Annotated in this window: 17 protein-coding genes; 7 read left to right on the top strand and 10 right to left on the bottom strand. The window is 64.2% G+C overall.

Annotated elements, in window-relative coordinates; translation table 11 throughout:
* The first annotated feature begins 47 nt into the window (after positions 1 to 47).
* Positions 48 to 2,330 carry an NADP-dependent malic enzyme gene (locus tag ACN0YJ_RS01035; protein ID WP_417495082.1) on the top strand — a complete coding sequence of 761 codons (2,283 nt, stop codon included), beginning with the start codon at positions 48 to 50 and terminating at the stop codon, positions 2,328 to 2,330.
* Positions 2,331 to 2,853: 523 nt separating this feature from the next.
* Here the strand turns inward: ACN0YJ_RS01035 and ACN0YJ_RS01030 are convergent.
* The 7 genes from ACN0YJ_RS01030 to rsmI form a co-directional block, all read right to left on the bottom strand.
* Complete coding sequence (locus ACN0YJ_RS01030; RefSeq protein ID WP_417495081.1) at positions 2,854 to 4,191, bottom strand: AmpG family muropeptide MFS transporter; 1,338 nt, start codon at positions 4,189 to 4,191, stop codon at positions 2,854 to 2,856.
* A 14-nt stretch (positions 4,192 to 4,205) separates the two neighbouring features.
* Positions 4,206 to 6,122: a response regulator gene (locus tag ACN0YJ_RS01025; protein WP_417495080.1), complete on the bottom strand. Its 1,917-nt coding sequence runs from the start codon at positions 6,120 to 6,122 to the stop codon at positions 4,206 to 4,208.
* Positions 6,123 to 6,676: 554 nt separating this feature from the next.
* The gene (locus ACN0YJ_RS01020) at positions 6,677 to 8,218 is read right to left on the bottom strand and encodes a YifB family Mg chelatase-like AAA ATPase (RefSeq protein ID WP_417495079.1); all 1,542 of its coding nucleotides are present in this window, start codon (positions 8,216 to 8,218) and stop codon (positions 6,677 to 6,679) included.
* 209 nt (positions 8,219 to 8,427) lie between these two features.
* On the bottom strand, positions 8,428 to 9,369 hold the full coding sequence (gene gshB, locus ACN0YJ_RS01015) for a glutathione synthase (RefSeq protein ID WP_417495172.1): 942 nt from the start codon (positions 9,367 to 9,369) through the stop codon (positions 8,428 to 8,430).
* Between the two features lie 2 nt (positions 9,370 to 9,371).
* Positions 9,372 to 10,055, bottom strand: coding sequence for a BON domain-containing protein (locus tag ACN0YJ_RS01010; RefSeq protein ID WP_417495078.1), 684 nt, complete (start codon positions 10,053 to 10,055; stop codon positions 9,372 to 9,374).
* Positions 10,056 to 10,151: 96 nt separating this feature from the next.
* On the bottom strand, positions 10,152 to 10,538 hold the full coding sequence (locus tag ACN0YJ_RS01005) for a YraN family protein (protein WP_417495077.1): 387 nt from the start codon (positions 10,536 to 10,538) through the stop codon (positions 10,152 to 10,154).
* Entirely contained in the window at positions 10,535 to 11,446 is a 912-nt protein-coding gene (gene rsmI / locus ACN0YJ_RS01000; protein WP_417476586.1) for a 16S rRNA (cytidine(1402)-2'-O)-methyltransferase, read from the bottom strand. The genes ACN0YJ_RS01005 and rsmI overlap by 4 nt, the downstream gene beginning before the upstream one ends.
* 43 nt (positions 11,447 to 11,489) lie before the next feature.
* On the opposite strand from rsmI, the gene ACN0YJ_RS00995 reads away from it, so the two are divergent.
* A complete protein-coding gene (locus tag ACN0YJ_RS00995) occupies positions 11,490 to 12,785 on the top strand; it encodes a penicillin-binding protein activator (protein WP_417476585.1) in 1,296 nt (431 codons plus the stop codon).
* Positions 12,786 to 12,788: 3 nt separating this feature from the next.
* On the opposite strand, the gene hemW is transcribed toward ACN0YJ_RS00995, so the two are convergent.
* Together hemW and rdgB are read right to left on the bottom strand one after the other, a co-directional pair.
* Positions 12,789 to 13,946 carry a radical SAM family heme chaperone HemW gene (gene hemW / locus ACN0YJ_RS00990; RefSeq protein ID WP_417488958.1) on the bottom strand — a complete coding sequence of 386 codons (1,158 nt, stop codon included), beginning with the start codon at positions 13,944 to 13,946 and terminating at the stop codon, positions 12,789 to 12,791.
* The gene (gene rdgB, locus ACN0YJ_RS00985; protein ID WP_417495076.1) at positions 13,943 to 14,539 is read right to left on the bottom strand and encodes an RdgB/HAM1 family non-canonical purine NTP pyrophosphatase; all 597 of its coding nucleotides are present in this window, start codon (positions 14,537 to 14,539) and stop codon (positions 13,943 to 13,945) included. The genes hemW and rdgB overlap by 4 nt, the downstream gene beginning before the upstream one ends.
* A gap of 371 nt (positions 14,540 to 14,910) precedes the next feature.
* On the opposite strand from rdgB, the gene ACN0YJ_RS00980 reads away from it, so the two are divergent.
* Positions 14,911 to 15,465, top strand: coding sequence for a DUF2975 domain-containing protein (locus tag ACN0YJ_RS00980; RefSeq protein WP_417476582.1), 555 nt, complete (start codon positions 14,911 to 14,913; stop codon positions 15,463 to 15,465).
* 14 nt (positions 15,466 to 15,479) lie between these two features.
* Positions 15,480 to 15,716: a helix-turn-helix domain-containing protein gene (locus tag ACN0YJ_RS00975; RefSeq protein WP_417476581.1), complete on the top strand. Its 237-nt coding sequence runs from the start codon at positions 15,480 to 15,482 to the stop codon at positions 15,714 to 15,716.
* A gap of 172 nt (positions 15,717 to 15,888) precedes the next feature.
* Here the strand turns inward: ACN0YJ_RS00975 and rph are convergent, their stop codons facing one another.
* Complete coding sequence (gene rph, locus ACN0YJ_RS00970; protein WP_417476580.1) at positions 15,889 to 16,605, bottom strand: ribonuclease PH; 717 nt, start codon at positions 16,603 to 16,605, stop codon at positions 15,889 to 15,891.
* Positions 16,606 to 16,758: 153 nt separating this feature from the next.
* Here rph and hrcA point away from each other — a divergent pair, with 153 nt between their 5' ends.
* From hrcA to ACN0YJ_RS00955, 3 genes are all read left to right on the top strand, one after another.
* Positions 16,759 to 17,829 (top strand): heat-inducible transcriptional repressor HrcA, encoded by a 1,071-nt coding sequence (gene hrcA / locus ACN0YJ_RS00965; RefSeq protein ID WP_417476579.1) that lies wholly within the window; start codon positions 16,759 to 16,761, stop codon positions 17,827 to 17,829.
* A gap of 12 nt (positions 17,830 to 17,841) precedes the next feature.
* Positions 17,842 to 18,486, top strand: coding sequence for a nucleotide exchange factor GrpE (gene grpE / locus ACN0YJ_RS00960; RefSeq protein WP_417476578.1), 645 nt, complete (start codon positions 17,842 to 17,844; stop codon positions 18,484 to 18,486).
* 106 nt (positions 18,487 to 18,592) lie between these two features.
* A complete protein-coding gene (locus tag ACN0YJ_RS00955) occupies positions 18,593 to 19,891 on the top strand; it encodes a M48 family metallopeptidase (RefSeq protein ID WP_417495075.1) in 1,299 nt (432 codons plus the stop codon).
* Positions 19,892 to 19,984 lie beyond the last annotated feature (93 nt).

Genomic DNA, 19,984 nt, shown 5'->3' with positions numbered 1-19,984 from the left:
GAGGCCTAGTTCTATGGGAAATTCCGGCGCGGGCAAGGATGGCAGTGATGAGCGACAGAATCAGCAAGGTCGATGACGAAGAAGCCCTGGCCTTTCACCGCGAACCGACCCCCGGCAAAATCGCCATGGCAGCCACCAAGCCGATGGCCACCCAGCGCGACCTGTCCCTCGCCTACAGCCCCGGCGTCGCTGCCCCGGTCAAGGCGATCGCTGCCGATCCGGACAAGGTTTACGACTATACCTCCAAGGGCAATATGGTCGCCGTCATCTCCAATGGCACCGCGATCCTGGGCCTCGGCAATCTCGGCGCCATGGCCTCCAAACCGGTGATGGAAGGCAAGGCTGTCCTGTTCAAGCGCTTCGCCGATATCGACGCGATCGATATCGAGGTCGAGGAAGAAGACGGTGAGGCCTTCATCGAATGCGTGCGCCGTTTCGGCAATACATTCGGCGGCATCAATCTGGAAGACATCAAGGCGCCGGAGAGCTTCATCATCGAGCAACGCCTGCGCGAATTGCTCGATATCCCCGTTTTCCATGACGACCAGCACGGCACCGCGATCATTTCCGCTGCCGGCATCATCAATGCCTGCGAGATCACCGGCCGCCGCATGGCCGACCTCAAAGTCGTCGTCAATGGCGCCGGCGCCGCCGGGATTGCCGTGCTGGAATTGCTCAAGGCGATGGGTGTCGATGCCAAAAACGCCGTGCTGTGCGACAGCAAGGGCATTATCCATACCGAGCGCGACGATCTCAATCAGTGGAAGGCCGCCCATGCGGTCGAGACCGATAAACGCTCCCTCGCCGAAGCGCTGGATGGCGCTGATTGCGTGCTGGGCCTGTCCGTCGCGGGTGCCTTTACCGGCGAAATGATCAAGTCGATGGCCGATAATCCGATCATTTTCGCCATGGCCAATCCGGACCCGGAAATCTCCCCGGAAGATGTTGAAGCTGTCCGCTCCGATGCCATCATGGCGACGGGCCGCTCGGACTATCCCAACCAGGTCAACAACGTCCTCGGATTTCCCTATATTTTCCGCGGCGCGCTGGATGTCCGCGCCCGCACCATCAATGAAGAGATGAAGATCGCCGCCGCCCATGCGCTCGCCGCGCTGGCCAAGGAAGACGTGCCGGACGAGGTCGCCGCCGCCTATCATGGCGCACGCCCGAAATTCGGCCGCGGCTATATCATTCCCTCGCCGTTTGATCCGCGCCTGATTTCCTATGTACCGCCCTATGTCGCCCAGGCGGCGATGGATAGCGGTGTCGCGCGCAAGCCGATTGCCGACATGTCGGCCTACCGCCATTCACTGGCCCGCCGTCTCGATCCGACCGCTGCCCTGTTGCAGCGCATCCAGGGCGCGGTGATGGGCCAGGGCCGCCGCATCGTCTTCGCCGAGGGCGAGGAACCGGCCGTGATCCGCGCCGCCTATGCCTTCCAGAGCCAGGAGCTCGGCAAGGCCATACTGGTTGGCCGCGAGGATATTACGCGCGCCAATATGCGTCTGGTCGGTGTGCCGGAAGATGCGATCACAATCGTCAATGCGCGCCTGTCGGAACGCAATAGCGACTATGCCGACTTCCTCTATAAACGCCTGCAGCGTCAGGGCTATCTGCGCCGCGACGTGCAGCGCCTGGTCAATAATGACCGCAATGTCTTCTCCGCCTGCATGGTCAAGCTCGGCGACGCCGACGGCATCGTCACCGGTACGACGCGCAGCTATGACGCCGCCCTGCGCGATGTGAAACTCGTGCTCGATGCGGCACCGGACCAGCGCGTGATCGGCATGTCCATTGCGCTCGCCAAGAACCGCACCCTGTTCATCGCCGACACCAATGTCACCGAATTCCCCGATAGCGACGCCCTGGCCGACATCGCCATCGAGGCGGCCGCGGCAGCGAAAGGTTTCGGCTTCACGCCGCGCGTCGCCTTCCTGTCCTATTCCACCTTCGGCAATCCGGCCGGCGAACGCTCGCAAAAACTCCAGGAAGCCGTCGACGCGCTCGACAAGCTCGGCGTCGATTTCGAATACGAGGGCGAAATGAATGTCGACGTCGCCCTCGACCCCTCACACCGCTTCCTCTACCCCTTCTCGCGCCTCTCCGGCCCGGCCAATGTCCTGGTCATGCCCGCCATCCACTCCGCCTCGATCGCCACCAAACTCCTGCGCGTCGGCGGCGGCGCCACCGTGATCGGCCCGATGCTGCTCGGCTTCGAACTCCCGGTCCAGATCGCCCGCCTCGGCGCCTCGGTCAGCGAGATCACGACGCTGGCCGCGCTGGCAGCCTATGATCCGGAGAAGCATGAGGTCGGGGTGATGGGGGAGTAGTTTCACCCCGGTCATCAACCCCAATCTCCCCCCGGATCTGCCGGCCCTCGCCGATGCGGGGTTCCGGGACCTGCTATGGTCGCGCGAACGGCTGTGCGGGGCCGTCACCAGCTCCGACCGCTTCGCGGCCACCTCTTCCATCAAGGAAGAGGAGGAGATGATGCTCAACGCCTCGACTACCGCCCTCCTCTTCCTTGATGGAAGAGGTGCGCCGGGCGCAGCCCGGGGCGGAGCTGGTGAGGATGACGGGTGCCGGCAGTGGGCGATTCGACGGCTTATCAAGCACTCAGCAGACTTCCCCCGGACGTGTACCTCGCGGCGAAAGCGGGTCGTTTTTTCGCCCTGAAATCCAACACCTCATGTCATCCCCGACGGATGCCCGGACGCGCAGCGATCCGGGCGTAGATCGGGGACCCAGAACCACAAGCGCCGGCGCGTCTGGGTCCCTGATCTGCGCCCCGCATTTGCGGGGCATCCGCCGGCCCTCGCGAAGGCGAGGGTCAGGGATGACATGGCGGTGGATTTAAGGCGTTTGATCAGCCCCGGCATCATATTTCACCAACCCCTTCGCGGCCGGTGAGCCTCGCATCATGATGAACATCACCAGCGCCGCCGCCGGCAGGGCATAGCCCGCTGTTAGCAGGAAGAAATTCACATAGCCCATCGCATCGGCGAGGACGCCGGAGAAGCCGGCGACGAATTTATTGATCAGGGCATAGAGCGATGAGAGCAGGGCGTATTGGGTGGCGGCATTGATCGGGTCGGTCAGCGACGAGAGATAGGCGATAAAGACGGTGCCGACGAAACCGGCGGCGAGATTGTCGGCGCTGATCACCAGGCCGAGCAGACCGACACTGTCCGGCGTGCCGGTCGCGGCCAGCCAGGCATAGGCGCCATTGGTCGCGAACGTGATGAAGGCGCCGATGAACATCGCGCGCAGCACGCCGAATTTATAGGCGATCAGGCCGCCGAGAAAACCGCCGGCGATAGTGGCGATCAGGCCCGGTCCGCTCTGGATACCACCGACAATGGCACGGTCGAAACCGATATCGGAATAGAGCGGGCTGGCCATCACGCCCATGGTGAAGTCACTCAGCCGATAAAAGGCGACCAGCAGGAAGACCGGCACGATCCAGACACCCAGACGGGTGGCGAATTGCTTGAAGGGTTCGATAATCGCTTCGGCGACACGCTGGCCGAAACTGCCCGCGGTCTGCAGGCGCACGGCATGCGCCGGCTCCTTCATCACCAGCACCAGCAGACCGCAAATCCCCATGGTCAGCGCCATGACGGAAAAGGAGACGGTCCAGTTCGTCCAGGAGGAGAGCGCCAGGCCGAAGCCGGAAAAGAAGATCGCGCCGCGATAGCCGAGCACATAGGCGGCGGCCATATTGGCCTGCTCCTCGCGCGGTCCGGATTCAATGCGCCAGGCATCGATGGAAATATCCAGCGTGGCGCCGGAATAGGAGAGGATGAAGGCGCCGGCCAGGGTCAGCCACAAGCCTTGCGACGGATCGGAAAAGGCGATGATGAACAGGCCGATCATGGTGCCGAGAATGGCCACCATCATCCAGGAGCGGCGCTTGCCCAGGGCCGCGGTGAGGACGGGGATGGAGAGGCGGTCAACCATCGGCGCCCACAAGGGTTTGAGCGTGTAGGAGATGGTGATCCAGTAGAAGAAACCGATGGTGGAACGTTCAATCCCGACATCGCGCAGCCAGTATGAGAGTTTGGAGAAGACCATCATCAGCGGCAGGCCGGAGGCGAATCCGAGGATCAGCATCGCCAGCATGATGGGGCGGCCATAGACCGAGATCGCCTGCCGCCAGGACTTCTTCCGTTCGATATCGGCCTGCGTCATATCCCTGAAACTCCTCAGCCGATTGGCATATTTCGCGCCATGCTGGCCTGCTTCCCGGCGCTGCACAAGCGCGCGAGTGTCCGGGCGAGGAGATCGGGGTCGACCGGTTTGGACAGGAAGTCATTCATCCCGGCCTCGAGGCAATTGGTGCGATCATCCTCGCTGCTATTGGCCGTCAGGGCGACCAGCGGCAGATCATGACCGCTCATCCGCGCCATACGCGCGACATCGGGGCCATTCATGCCCGGCATGCGTTGATCGAGCAGGGCCGCATCAAAACCGCCATTTTCGAGCGCACGCAGGGCGCCGCGGCCACTATCAACCTGGGTGACATGAGCGCCAAGCCGTTCCAGCGTGCGGCGGGCGATCAGGGCATTGACCGGGTCATCCTCGGCGACCAGGATTCGCAAACCCTCGAGGGCCAGCGGCTCGGCCCCGGCTTCCGCTTTCGGCCTGGGTGCCGCCGGGCGCGCCGGGGCCGAGCCGGTGATCTGTTCGACCAGGCTGGTCAGCCGGACCGGTTTGACCAGCCAGCCATCGACGCCCTCGGGCAGGTCTTCGATGACGTCATCCTTGCCGGCCGGCGTCACCAATTGCCAGACATGGCGGGCGTGCGCCTGGCTGACCTGGCTCGCCCAGCCGGCATCCAGCAATAATTCGCGGCCCGAGGCCGCTGCCAGGTTTTCAACCTGGTCAATCGCGACGACATCGGCGCCGAGTTCACGCAATTGGTCGGCGAGCGTCTGGCGCAGCACCGGATTCGGGCTGGCAATCGCCAATTCGCGGCCGGCCAGGCTTTCACCCGGCCCGCCGGCAAACACCGGCAGATCGAAAATCACCCAGAATTTGGCCCCATCGCCAAGCCGGCTTTCGACCCCCATCGAGGAATCCATCGCCTCGACCAGGCGGCGAACCATGGCGAGGCCGAGGCCGGCGCCACCTTCAGCGCCGTCGCGCTCGGCAGCGCCGCGCTCGAATTGTTCAAACAGGGATTGCTGGTCATGTTCGGATATCCCCGGCCCGGTATCGCTGACCGAGAGGGAGAGCCGGCGGCGGCCATCGGCGTCCGGGGCGCAGCCAATATCGATCCGGATCCCGCCCTGATGGGTAAATTTGACGGCATTTCCGATCAGATTGAACAGGATCTGGCGCAGGCGGGCCGGGTCACCCTCGATCCGGGCCGGAGCGGCGGCCGACTGGACGATGCCGATCTCGAGCCCCTTCTCCTGGGCCCGCGGTGCGGCGAGCTCGGCTGTTTCGCGCACCAGTTCGGCGATATCGACCTGTTCGGGGCGCAAGGTCAGCTTGCCGGCTTCGAGCCGGGACAGGTCAAGAATATCATCGACCATGGCCAGCGCGTGCCCGGCCGAACTGGCGAGCGTACGGACATAATCAGCCTGGTCGGGGCGTAGCGGCGTCGCTTCGAGCAGGCGCGCAACGCCCAGCGCTCCGGCGAGCGGCGTGCGCATTTCATGGGTGACGGCCGCAAAAAACAGGGACTTGGCGCGCTGGGAGGCTTCCAGATCGGCATGCGCCTCGCGGCGCGAGCTGACATCGCGGCCGACCGAGATCACACCGCGGCCATCGGGCAGGAGCCGCTCATCCCATTCGATCCAGAGCGGGCCCTGACGCGTTCGCATCAGCATTTCATAGCGGCGCGGATCATCGGTAGTGACAGGCGGGGCCACAGAAAACCAGCGCCCGACCCAGTCGCTGCGCACGCCTCCGAAAGCGGCAATAAAGGCAGTATTGACATGCACCACCCGGCCACCGCGGCCGCGCACCAGGATCAGCTCACCGGCGACGTCGAGCGCAGATATGAGAAATTCCGCCGCGCCCAGCTCGGTCGCAGTCGTCGATGGCTCTTGGTCCGTCCCCGGAATGGATGCTGCAGGGCCGGCCCGGCTGTCGGGCGGGGTATCGCGTGTCATGACAGGGGGAAAGCTAGTCGTTCGAGGTTAATGATCTATCGTCGCGGCAGGGGGCGTCTCGCGGAAAGACAGAGACGGGTTCCGGTGACGATGCACGATGCTGAACAGGGTGTCCGGTCCAGGGTGGCCGGGCCGCCAGGACACACCCAGACAAGGCCACACCCAGGCAAGGCCAGACGGCGCGAGACCAGACAGCGCGAGGAAAGACAGCGCGAGGCCAGACGGCGCAGGGACAGACGGCGCAAGGATAGACGGCGCGAGGACAGGCAGCGCGAGGACAGACGACGCGAGGCCAGACGCCGCGAGGGAAGACGGCGCAGGGACAGACGGCGCGAGGACAGACGGCGCAAGGACAGGCCCAGACACCCGGTCTAGGGCGGGCCCTCCCGGACGAGGCCCTCTGGACAGGGTCGCCGAGACAAGTCCTCCCGGATAGGTGCTCCCGGACAAGGCCGCCTGGGCAGGGCTGCCGGAGAACGCCCCGCCACTCAATTGGGCGCGCCTCGCCAGCCTTGGCGCGCCTGTGAAACGGGGCGGGCGGGCCATGTCCCGCATTACACCAGACCGGGCATGCGCTGCCCCTGCGGCGGCGGACCCGCCGCGGGCACCAGACCCCGGCGGCAGGACAGCGCTTCAGCGATGTGGATGCGGCGCACGGCTTCACTGCCATCGAGATCGGCGATGGTGCGGGCGACGCGCAGGACGCGGTGATAGCTTCGGGCGGTGAGGCTGTGCTGCTGGGCGGCCTGGTTGAGCAGGGCTTCGCCGGCCCGGTCGGGCGCGGCGGCGTGCTCCAGAATGTCGGGCGGCAGATGCGCGTTGAGACAACCGCGCTCAGCCTGCACGGCGCGCGCGACGGCCACACGGGCGGCCGCGGCTTGAGTGCCCTCGACCGGCGCAGGCAGAGCCAGATCGGCGGGCGTGACGGCGGGGACCTGGATCTGCAGATCAATCCGGTCGAGCATCGGGCCGGAAATGCGCGCCTGGTAGTCACTGGCGCAGCGCGGCCCGCGGCGACAGGCCGAGCCATCCTGGGCACCGCCGCCACAGCGGCAGGGATTCATCGCCGCCACCAGCTGGAAACGGGCTGGATAGGAGATATGCGCATTGGCCCGCGCGACAGTGATCCGCCCGGCCTCGAGCGGCTGGCGCAGGCTGTCGAGCACTTGCGGGTGGAATTCGGGCAATTCATCGAGGAAGAGAACGCCATGATGCGCCAGCGAGGCCTCGCCCGGCTTGGCCCGCGCGCCGCCACCGACCATGGCGGCCATCGAAGCGGAGTGATGCGGCGAGCGAAATGGCCGGTCGCGCTGCAGACAGCCGCGCTCGAGCAGACCGGCGACCGAATGGATCATCGAAACATCAAGCAGCTCGGCGGCGGAAAGCGGTGGCAACAGGCCCGGCAGACGCTCGGCCATCATCGATTTGCCGGACCCTGGCGGCCCAACCATCAGGAGATTGTGATGACCCGCCGCCGCGATCTCGAGCGCCCGTTTGGCGCTTTCCTGGCCCTTGACCTGGTTGAGGTCGGCGGTAATGGCGCGCTCGACCAGCTCGCCCGGAGCGGGCCGCGAGAGGACTTGCGTGCCTTTGAAATGATTGATGAGCTGGATCAGACTGGCCGGGGCGATGATCGGCAAGTCACCGCCCGCCCAGGCGGCTTCCGGGCCGCAGGCCTCGGGGCAAATCAGCGACAGCCCGGCTGCCTGGGCAGCAACGGCCGCCGGCAGCGCGCCGGGCGCCGGAGCAATCGAGGCATCAACGCCGAGCTCACCAAAGGCGAGGTTTTCCTCCACCGCGTCGCGCGGCACGACACCCAGTTCGGCCAGCACGCTCAGCGCAATCGGCAGATCGAAATGCGAACCTTCCTTGGGCCGGTCAGCCGGGGCGAGATTGACGATCAGGCGCTGCGACGGCATCGACAGCCCCAGCGCAGCAAAGGCGGCCCGCACCCGTTCACGGCTTTCAGTGACAGCCTTGTCGCCCAGCCCGACGATGGAAAAGATCGGCTGCGATCCGCCGGCGACCTGCACCTGCACGTCGACCAGACGCGCCTCCGCGCCCTCAAAAGCAACCGATGTCGTACGAGCGGCCATAAGCCCAAACCTCTCCGCGACTTGCCGGTTCGGGCTCAATCAAGGGCGAAAGTCGGGATGGCGTTCCGCTTTCAAGCCGACCCCCGCAGGTGGGCATTGTGCTAACCAGTTACGGGTATTGAGTTTTCCACAGGCAAGAGAACAAACCACGTCCATAACAAGAACGCAGAATGAAACCATGACGCCCACAAGTCAAGCGTGTGTGAGGGCTATGCCGCCAGTTTTCGCGCCACCGCATCCCAGAACAGGGCGCAGCTATCAATGCCGGAGAAGCGCTTGAGCTCCTGCACGCCGGTCGGCGATGTGACATTGATCTCGGTCAGGCGGCCGCCAATCACATCAATCCCGACCAGGACCAGGCCACGCGCCTTGAGCATCGGCCCGATAGCGGCGCAGATGCGCAGATCATCGGCATCCAGGGTCGAGGCCTCGGCCTTGCCGCCGACATGCATGTTGGAACGTGTTTCGCCCTTCTGGGGCACGCGATTGATCGCGCCGACCGCCTCGCCATCAATCAGCAAGACCCGCTTGTCGCCCTTTTCGACCGCCGGCAGGAAAGCCTGGGTCACAACAGGCTCGCGATTGCTCTCGAAGAACATCTCCAGCAGGGCCTTGAAATTGCCGTCGCCGGACTTGAGCCGGAACACACCGGCACCACCATTGCCATAGAGCGGCTTGATGATGATGTCCTGGTATTGATCGCGGAACGCCTCGATGGCTTTCGCGTCGCGGCTGATCAGGGTCGGCGGCACCAGATCCGGGAAGAGAAGCGGCACGATCTTTTCCGGACTGGAACGCACCCAGGCCGGATCATTGAGCACGAGGGTCCGGCCCTCGAGCATTTCGAGAATATGGGCAGCGGTCTGATAGGCCATGTCAAAGGGCGGATCCTGACGCATCAGGATGACATCAATGTCTTCGGCGAGATCGAGCACGACTTCATCGCCCAGCGTCGCATGATCGCCGCGGACATGGCGCACGGTGACCGGCCGCGCCCGCGCCGTGATGCGACCCTCGCACCAGGACAGGTGCTCAGGCTGATAGACCCAGAGCGAGGCACCGCGCGCCTGCGCTTCTTCCATCAGGGCAAAGGAGGTATCGCCGTCAATATTGACGTCCTGGATCGGGTCCATCTGTACCGCTACACGCATGTTCACTGTGGATCTCCCGGGGCACCCAGCAATTGTGGTGTGGAATTGGGGGGATTGCCCTCGGAATCAAGGCCCGGCATGGATTCGCCGGCACAGGCCTCGGCCCGTCTTTCGCCGCGCGACGGCAGCTCGCTCGGCACGCCCGCTACGCGCACATAGCTGACAACCTCGACCACACCACCGACCAGGGCGGCATGGGCACTGACCCGTTCAAGCTCACCGCGCGAGCGCGCCACACCGAGCAGATAGACCGTGCCGGCATAGGTTTCGACGTTGAAATTGACGCTCCTGACATTGCGGTCAGACAGGAGATGCCCGCGCACGCGCTGGGTGATCCAGGCATCACGGCTGCGGTCGCGCAGGCCGCTGGAGGCGCCAACCTCGATTTCATTGGCCACAGAGCGCACTGCCACCGATGACCAGGCGAGGCATTCCGCCATCATCCGGTCGTCCTGGCGCGGCACGCTCCCGGTCAGCAGGGCAATACCTTCGGTCACTTCGACATCAACGCCGTTGAGCACGAAACCCTCGCTGCGCAACATGGCCGACTTGATCGACAGGGAGGCATTGGTGTCGTCAAGCTCGCGCCCGATCGAGCGCTCGGGCTGAATCGCTGAGCAGGCCGCAAGGCTGGCCAGCACACAGAGACAGGGAAAAAGGAGGCTGAGTTTGTTTCGGGCCGTCATCCGGCAGGCTCCTGTCGGTCTGGAAAACGGATCAGGCGATCCGCACGATAATTCAGGGCAGGTCTCGACCTGTACACGGCCAAGCTAGGCTGTTTCCTACAGAAGATCGAGAGCCTCGCGAGTTTCGGGAATCCAGGCCGCCCGGCGATGCTGCGGCCAACGGCCGGCGGCGACCAGAAACAAGTCATAGCGCATGTGCAGGTGTTCAAAACCGCGATGCCGGGCCCGCCAGATCGAAGCGGCACGAATGATGCGCCGGCGCTGGCGTTCGCCGAAGGATTCCAGCGCGGCGTTCAGAGTGCGCCGCGCCTTGACCTCGACGAAGACGAGATAATCGCCGCGCGTCGCGACCAGATCGATCTCGCCCGCCGCCGTGCGGGCACGATGATCAAGCAGGCGGTAACCCTTGCAGCCCAGCCAGAGCATCGCCAGCCGCTCGGCCCAGCGACCGCGGGATTCAGCGGCCCGGCGCGGCGCCGTCACGCCGTCTCCCCCGCACCGCCATCGCCCTTGAGGCGCAGGGCGCGGGCATAGACATCGCGCTTGCTCCAACCTGAAACATCGGCGATGCGGGCGGCGGCATCCTTGATCCGCATCTCGGCCATCACCTGCCCCAGCGCGGCATCAATGCGCGTCTCATCCCAATGATCTTCGGGGCCGGGACCGACCACGATCACCATTTCCCCGCGCGGCGAACCGGCCTCTTCGTAGTGGGCCGCCAGTTCCTCCAGCGTGCCACGCCGAACTTCCTCATGAAATTTGGTCAGCTCACGGCAGACTGCCGCCTGCCGCGAACCGAGAACCTTGGCCATGCTGGCCAGCGAAGCTGCCAGCCGCGACGCGCCTTCATAGATCACCAGCGAGCCGCGAATTTCCCGGAAGGGTTTGAGCCAGGCCTCGCGCGCTGCCGTCTTGGGCGGCGGAAAACCGGCAAAGGTGAAGCAATCGGTCGGCAGGCCGGCGACGCACAGCGCGCTCAGCACAGCGGAAGCGCCGGGGATCGCCGTCACCATCAAGCCCGCCTCGATCACCGCATGGGCAAGCTTATAGCCCGGATCAGACACGAGCGGCGTGCCGGCATCGGAGACCAGGGCGATAATTTCGCCAGCCGCGATCGCCTCGAGCACACGCGGCCGGACCTTGTCGCCATTGTGATCATGATAGGGCTGTAGCCTGGCCTCAATACCATAGGCATCCAGCAGGCGCCGGGTGACGCGGGTATCCTCGGCCAGCACGCGATCAGCCCCGGCCAGCACGTCGAGACACCGCAAGGTCACATCGCGCAAATTGCCGATCGGCGTCGCGACCAGATAAAGGCCGGGCGCTAGCGCTTGCCCGCCGCGTGCAGGGCGGATAGCTTCGGGCTGAAATTCCTTGGGTGATTGAGTCATGACATCAGATGTAGCATTGCGCGTGTTTGGCACCGCAGGAAGAATGACACAAAAAGGTGGCGTGCGCCTGTTCGCGATCATCGCGGCACTGACACTCAGTGCCTGCGGTACGACAGCGACCACACCGCCACCGCCGGTCGTCGTTGAATTGCCGCCGCAGGTCCCGACCCCGGTCGAGCCGGTGGAAACGCCGGTGATCGACGAAGCTGTTGGCCTGGTCCCGCCGCATATGGCCGGCCGCGACGCAGCGCGCATCGCCATTCTCCTGCCTTTCTCGAGCGAGAACGCCGGCGCCCGCGCCGAATCGCTGCGCTTGCTGCGGGCCGCCGAACTGGCATTGTTCGAGCGTGCCGGCAGCAATCTCCTGCTCATCCCAAAGGACACACAAGGCACCGCCGACGGCGCCCGCGCCGCAGCCATGGCCGCCTTTGAAGACGGCGCCGACATGATTATCGGCCCGCTCTTCGGCCAGTCCGTGACCGTGGTCGGTCAGGTCGCCCGGCGCGCCAACATCCCTGTCATTGCCTTTTCCACCGACACCTCAACCGCGGGGAATGGCGTTTATCTGCTCAGCTTTCCGCCGGAGCTCGAAGTTGCGCGCGTCGTCGAATACGCCTCGCGCCAGGGCGTCCAGCGCTACGCCTATCTCGGTCCGCAAAGCCGCTATGGCATGGCGGTCAACACGGCGCTGCGCGACAATGCCGGGCTGACCGGCGCGCAATTGACCGCAGAGGCCTTCTACACCGGCGATGTCGAAGCGATGGCCAGCGCCTCTTCGCGGCTGGCGCGCGGTGTGTTCGAGCCCATCACCCCGGAAGAGGCGCTGGTCTTGCGCCAGTCCGAGTGGGTGCCGCACCCCGATGCCCCTTTCCAGGCCGTGATGCTGCCTGAGGGCAGTACGCGTCTGCGCACGCTGGGCCCGCTGCTGATTTCCCAGGCGGTCGACCCGCTGGTGGTCCGCTTCCTGGGCACAGGCCTGTGGAATGACGAGGATTTGCTGCGCGAGCCGGCCCTGCATGGCGGCTGGTTTGCCGGCCCCGACCGGGCCTCGCATGAGCGGTTCGAGCAATCCTATGAGGCCGCTTATGGTAGCCGGGCCTCAAATATTGCCAGCCTCGGCTATGATGCGCTCGCCTTGGCGGCGCATCTTGAAGGCGGCGAGCTCGGCTTCAGCCGTGAGGCCATCGAAAATTCTGAAGGCTTTCTCGGCATCGACGGTCTGTTCCGCTTCTCGTCATCAGGCGTGATTGAACGCGGACTGGCGATCTATGAGGTGCAGTCGCGCGGCTTCCGGGAAATCGAACCGGCACCACTGACCTTCGACCCACTGGCCTATTAGCCGTCAGGACAGGTCCGGAACCAGTTCACCGGAAATCCGGTCAGCGAAGATCCGACCGGCCGGGAGCAATCGAATGCGTCCGCCGGACCGTTCGACCAGGCCTTGAGAACTGAGCCTTTCGAAGGCTGGCGCGTCGATGCCCAGTCCGGTCTTGCGCTGCAGGACGTCGAGATCAAGACCGTCTGCCAGACGCATGCCCATCAGGATGCGCTCGGCACGCTCATCGGCGGGACTGAGCGTTTCGGCCTCCCCCACACCACTGCCCGTGGCGGCTATCGCGTCGAGATAGGCTTTGGGTTGTGCCCGGGCCTCGCAGGCCTGACGCCCGGTCTCGCAGGCTGAGCCAATCCGGCCATGAGCGCCCGGTCCGACGCCAATCCAGTCGCCCCCCTCCCAATACAACCGGTTGTGACGCGACTGGTCTGCGGGGGTGCGGGCGTGGTTGGAGATTTCATAGGCGGCCAGACCATGGGCCTCACAAATCTCATGCGTGAGCTCATAGAGATCGGCGGCCAGCTCCTCGGGGCTGTCGAGCTGCTCGCCGCGCGCCGCGCGGCGGCCAAAGGCAGTCCGGGCTTCAATCGTCAGCTGATAGGGCGATATATGGCCAGCGCCAAAGGCCAGGATCTCGCGCAACTCGTCTTCCCAGGATTTCGCTGATTGGCCGGCGCGGGCATAGATCATGTCGATCGAAACGCGATCACAGACCGCCATCGCACGCTCGATCGCCCGCCGCGCCAGCGGTCCGTCATGATCGCGGCCGAGCTGTTTGAGCGCGGCATCATCAAGGCTCTGGACGCCGACCGATAGCCGGTTGACCCCGGCCGCAATGAAGTCGCCGAAATGGTCGACATCCTTCGGATTGGCCTCAAGCCCGATCTCGGCCCCGGCCGCCAGACCCCAGAGCGCGTCGGCATGGGCGATCAGGCGTTCAATCTGCGCGCCCGTCATCAGGGAGGGCGTGCCGCCACCGAAATGCAGGCTCGCCAGCGGCCGCGCGCCGCTGCGGGCGCGCCAATGGCTCATATCGGCGAGGATCGCCTCGAGCAGCGCGTCTTCCTGGCCTTTGGGACGGTAGACGTTGAAATCGCAATAGGGACAGATCCGGGCGCAATAGGGCCAGTGGACATAGAGGCCGAGCGCATCGGCGAGCGGGTTCATCGCCCGAATTCCGCCGCGACCAGAGCCTCAAGGGCGCGGCCCCGATGGCTCATCGCCTGTTTCTCGGCGGCGCCCATTTGCGCGAATGTGCGGTCATGCCCGTGCGGCTGGAAAATCGCGTCATAGCCGAAACCACCCTCACCGCGCGGCGGCCAGACGATCTCGCCAACCACCTCGCCGCGATAATGCACCAGCGTCCCGTCCGCGCGGCACAGCGCCACTACACAGACGAAGCGCGCCGTGCGGTCCGCGGCACCACTGGCCAGCAGCGCTTCCTGGACCCGGGTCATGGCCATGTCGAAATCGCGCGCCTCGCCGGCCCAGCGGGCCGAGTAAATGCCGGGGTCGCCGCCCAGCGCATCAACAGACAGGCCGGAATCATCGGACAGACACGTCAGCCCGGTAGCCTGCCAGGCCGCCTTCGCCTTCAGCGCCGCATTGCCCTCGAATGTCGACTCGGTTTCTTCCGGTTCATCCAGACCCAGTCCTGCAGCGCCTTTCAGGGCGATCCCGCGGCTCGCGAGAAGGGCCTGCAACTCCCTGATTTTTCCGGGATTATGGCTCGCCAGCACCCAGATATCCTGATCGATCATGGCCGGTTTCCTACCAAGAGTTTATCGGCTTTCGAGAAATTAATATCGAAAAACGATATTTTTCACTTGCGTCTCCTTCAGTTCGCGTTTATCGATAATCAACAAGGACGGGAGACATCGTCCTGTTAGCAGAAATGACAACGGTAATGGTTTCGATTCAACACAAAGGAAACAGTCAGATGGTCAGGTCCGAGAATTCCGGCTTTCGTATGTTCGCTTCCATCGCGATCAATATGGTGCTGCTGATTTCAGTCGCCGCCGGTACGTTCTACGCTATTGCGCCGATGGTCGCGTAATGGTTGACATCAGGTGAGGCTGGCGACGGGTCATTCCGCCGCCGGCCCACCCAATGAATTTGGGAAGGGCTGGGCATGAAAACGCTGGGACGCGGATCGATTACATCGGTTCTCAGAATGATACTGGGCGGTGCCTGGTATCTGGGGTGGGCCCTGCTGGCCTTTGCCTCACTGGTTCTGGTTGCCGCGGCAGCCGCTTTCCTGATGGACATTCTCGGCTATTCGCCGGGTCCGGCCTCGCAGGTTTTTGACGCCGTACAGCGGCTCGGCTGGATCTACCCCTTTCTGATCGCGGAGATCGTGGCAGCCATGGTGGTCGTCGACCGCCTGCGCCGGGTCTTTGCAACACTGATCGCCGGCGATCCTTTCGTGCCGGAGAATGCGCGCCATCTGCAAGTGATCGCGATCGCCATCGCCGCCTATCAGGTGCTGCGCCATCTCACCCAGGGCGCGGTCGCCATGATCCTGACCCTGATGGATATGGAAGAGCCGGTCATCGGCGGCGCAGAGCTTGGCGTAATGCCGAATATCAGCCTCGGTGCCTGGTTCGCAGTGGTAACCCTGCTGGTGTTTGCGGAAGTGTTCCGCGAAGGTGCGAAAATGCGCCAAGAACAAAAACTGACGATTTAGGGGGAGCGCCAGATATGCCTATTCGCGTCACCCTCGATCGGATGCTGCTGGAGCGTCGCATGTCGCTCACCGAGCTGTGCGACCGCGTCGGAATCACCATGGCCAACCTGTCCATCCTCAAGACAGGCAAGGCCAAGGCCGTCCGCTTCTCGACCCTTGAAGCGCTGTGCCGCGAATTGGGATGCCAGCCGGGCGACCTGCTGTCATTCGATGATGAAGACGAGGACGACAGTCCCGACGCCGCACGATAGGCGCGTGGGCTGCAATGAAATTCGTTCACCGGTTCGGTGAGCGGATCAGACGGCGGGAGCGGGCCTGCACGGTACGCCCCTTCCCAAGAGAGTCCGAGCGGGCCATTTTCTGCCCCCCAGCGCGCTCCCGCCGTCTGCCTATGCTCTGACCAACAAGCCAAAATCCAAAGATCTAGGCGCGAAGGGCAGCAAGCTGTGCTTCACCCAAAGTCGCCACACCGGCGCGGGCCAGCGCAAACAATTCTTCAAATGCCGTTTCAGGAATCGGCCGGTCTTCCGCCGTTGCCTGGATTTCGACGATACCGCCATTGGGCGACAAAACAAAATTGGCATCGGCTTCGGCGCGGCGATCTTCCTCGTATTCGAGGTCGAGACGGGATTCACCATCGATGACGCCGCAGGAAATCGCGGCGATCTGGCCATAGACCGGATCGGCTTTCAGCAGGCCTTCTTCCATCAGATAGGCGGTCGCCTGTTTCAGGGCGACCCAGGCGCCGGTGATGGCAGCGGTGCGGGTGCCGCCATCGGCCTGCAGCACGTCGCAATCGACGGTGATCTGACGCTCGCCAAGGGCTTTGAGATCGACGACAGCGCGCAGGGAGCGGCCAATCAGACGCTGGATTTCCTGGGTCCGGCCCGACTGTTTGCCGGCAGCCGCCTCACGGCGCGAACGCGTATGGGTGGCGCGCGGCAACATGCCGTATTCAGCCGTCACCCAGCCCTTGCCGCCACCCCGCAGCCAGGGCGGCAGATTGTCCTCGATACTGGCGGTGCACAGCACATGCGTGCCACCAAAACGGGCCAGGCAGGAACCCTCGGCATAGAGCGAGACGCCCGGCTCAAGGGTGATTTCGCGCATCGCGTCGGGCGCGCGTCCAAAAGGTCTCATAGCTGTCTCCATAGGGTGTTCGACTGCCGCTCTAGCGGTCATCCCGCCGCGCATCAAGCATTCACACCGGCGATGATGGCGGCATGGGCCCGCGGAGCATGACAATTGAACAGGGTAATTGAACCTTTGCGCGGTCGGGCCTAATTGAGAGACATGTCCGACACGACACCCAAGACCGGCCTGGCCGCGCTCGATGAGCGCATGCGCGATATATTCCGCGAGATCGTCGAGAATTATCTGCAATCGGGCGGTCCGGTCGGCTCACGCACCCTGGCCCAGGCCGGCAAGCTGGCGCTGTCGCCGGCCTCGATCCGCAATACCATGGCCGATCTCGCCCAGATGGGCCTCTTGTCGGCGCCCCATGCCAGCGCCGGCCGCATGCCGACCCATGCCGGATTGCGCCTCTTCGTGGACGGGTTGTTGCAGGTTGGCGAGCTCAATGCGTCCGAGCGCGGCGCGATCGAAGGCCGTGTCGCGACCACGGGACGCACCGTCCCGGATCTGCTCAACGAGGTCTCCGCCGTGCTGGGCGGGCTGTCGGGCGGGGCCGGACTGGTCGTCACGCCCAAGCGGGACGCGCCGCTGCGCCATGTCGAATTCGTGCCGATTTCGCGCCATGAAGTCCTCGCCGTTCTGGTCTTCTCCGACGGCTCGATCGAGAACCGGCTGATGACGGCGCCGGAAGGCCTGCCACCGGCGACGCTGGTGGAGGCGGGCAATTTCCTCTCCTCGCGCCTGACCGGCCGCAGCCTGGAACAGGCGCGCCTCGATATCGAGCGCGAAATCGCCGAAAACCGCTCCCAGCTCGACAGCGCCGCCCAGGGCCTGGTCAAGCAGGGCCTCGCCGACTGGGGCGGCGGCGGTGAGCATCGTTCGCTGATCGTTCGCGGCCAGGGCCGGTTGCTGGAGAACCTCGAAGCCGCCGATGACCTCGAACGCATCCGCATGCTGTTCGACGATCTCGAGCGCAAGCAGGAGCTGATTGCCCTGCTGGACAGAACTCGCGACGGCCAGGGCGTGCGCCTCTTCATCGGCGCCGAAAACCCGCTTTTCAGCCTGTCGGGTTCAAGTGTGATCGTGGCTCCCTATATGAACAGGGATCAGGAGATTGTCGGCGCACTGGGTGTAATTGGCCCCACCCGTTTGAACTATGCGCGTGTTATCCCCCTGGTCGATTATACAGCCCGCGTCGTCGGCAAGATCCTGGACGGCGCCAGACCTTGAGAGTGAAGAAGCATGACTGACACGACCGACGGCACGCCTCAGGACACTGAGAACGAGGACATCATGACCGACGACGCGATCGAGAACGACGACAATAACGCCGCCGAGGACATCCCCGCCGGGCGCGATGACATCATTTTCAAGCTGAATGCCGAGCTGGAAGCGACACGCGACCGCCTGCTGCGTTCCGTCGCCGATGCCGACAACACCCGCAAACGGGCCGAGAAGGAAGTGCGCGACGCGCGCGATTATTCCGTCTCCAAATTTGCCGAGGACATGCTCGACATCTCTGACAGCCTGTCGCGTGCTGTCGCTGCAGTTGATGAAAACACCATCGCGAATGCCTCTGAGCCGATGAAGAATCTGATCGAGGGCGTCGCGATGACCGAGCGCTCCATGCTGGCCAAGATGGAACGCCATGGCGTTCGCAAGGTCGACCCGCAGCCGGGCGAGGCGTTCGATCCGCACCTGCACCAGGCCGTAGCGCAAATCCCGTCCGATCAACCGGCCGGCACGATCGCGGCAGCCATGCAGACCGGCTTCACGATTGGCGGACGCACCCTGCGCGCCGCCATGGTGGCCGTCTCCGCAGGACAGCCCGCCGGTGATGCAGCGCAAGGTGGCGAACCGGGCGGACATATCGACATGAAGGCCTGATCAAGGCCCTCTCGCCAGCTTCATGCTTGCCTATTGGGTGATGACTCCGCTCTAATCGCCGCCAAAGCGCCGCCCTGTACCGGCGCGGGAATGCGGGGATACGAGGATGATCATCACCCAGTTTGCCAGCCTGGCGCTGCAGGCGGCGCCGGCTTTTGATCCGGAAACGGCAACCCAGGCCTATCTTGCGACCCTCGATGGCGCGGCCCGAGCCCGGTCTGACGCCTATTTCGAAGGCGGCTACTGGCTGATCCTGGCCAATTTCGTGATCGGCCTGATCGTCGCGGGGATCCTGCTGCAAACCGGTTTCGCCAGAACCCTGCGCGACAAGCTGCGCGCCGCCGTGAAATTCAACTGGCTGACGACGCTGATCTTCGCCGCGGTCTACTCCCTGATCACTTCGATCCTGACTTTTCCGATGGCGCTGTATGAAGGCTTTTACCGCGAGCACGCCTTCAATCTCTCGACCATGAGCCTGCCGGGCTGGCTGGGCGAATGGGCGATAAATCTCGGGGTTTCGACCCTGATGTTCGCAGTCTTCTTTACCATTCTCTACGCGGTCATCCGGATCGCCAAGGCGAGTTGGTGGATGTGGGGCACGGCGCTGTCCGTGCTCTTCCTCGGCTTCATGCTCTTTCTCTCGCCCATCTATATCGACCCGCTCTTCAATGATTATCAGCCGATGGAAGCGGGTGAGCTGCGCGACGAAATTCTCGCGGTCGCCCACGCCAATGGCATCCCGGCCGACGATGTCTATGTCTTCGACGTCTCGCGCCAGTCCAACCGGATCACCGCCAATGTCTCCGGCCTGTTCGACACCACCCGCATCGCCCTGTCCGACACGCTGATCGAGAATACGGATCGCGATGAGATCATGGCCGTGATGGCGCATGAGATGGGCCATTATGTGCTCAACCATATCTGGGAAATGTTTGCGATGTTCACCCTGTTGCTGGCGATCGGCTTTGCCGTCACCAACGGGCTGTTCGGCTGGGCCAATCGCGTTCTGGGTCAGCGCTGGGGCATCGCCGATATTGGCGATGTCGCGGGCCTTCCCCTGCTGATCGCCTGCCTCTCGGTCTTCTTCTTTGCGGCGACGCCGGTCTTCAACACCATCATCCGCACCAATGAGGCGGAGGCCGATATTTTCGGCCTCAATGCCGCGCGCGAACCCGATGGTTTTGCGACCACGGCGCTGCGCCTGTCCTCCTATCGCAAGATCGAGCCGGGCCCGCTGGAGGAAGGCTTCATGTTCGACCATCCGTCGGGCCGGGCCCGCGTCTTCATGGCGATGCAATGGAAGGCCGGTCAGCTTGAAATGGGTGCCGCCGACCAGACGCCGGACCTGCGCATCGATCGCGCCGAAGCCATCGCGGCCGAGCTTGAGGCGGCCAACGCGGAATAGAACCTCATACCGGATCACCAAAGACGGAGCTGGCGCTATAGGCGCTCGCCTCGCGCCACGGGCTGGGCCATCATGGCGGCAGTTTTGAATCGG

Source organism: Maricaulis sp., from assembly GCF_048270095.1.
Classification (GTDB): Bacteria; Pseudomonadota; Alphaproteobacteria; order Caulobacterales; family Maricaulaceae; genus Maricaulis.
This window is presented reverse-complemented; position numbering and strand designations above follow the sequence as displayed.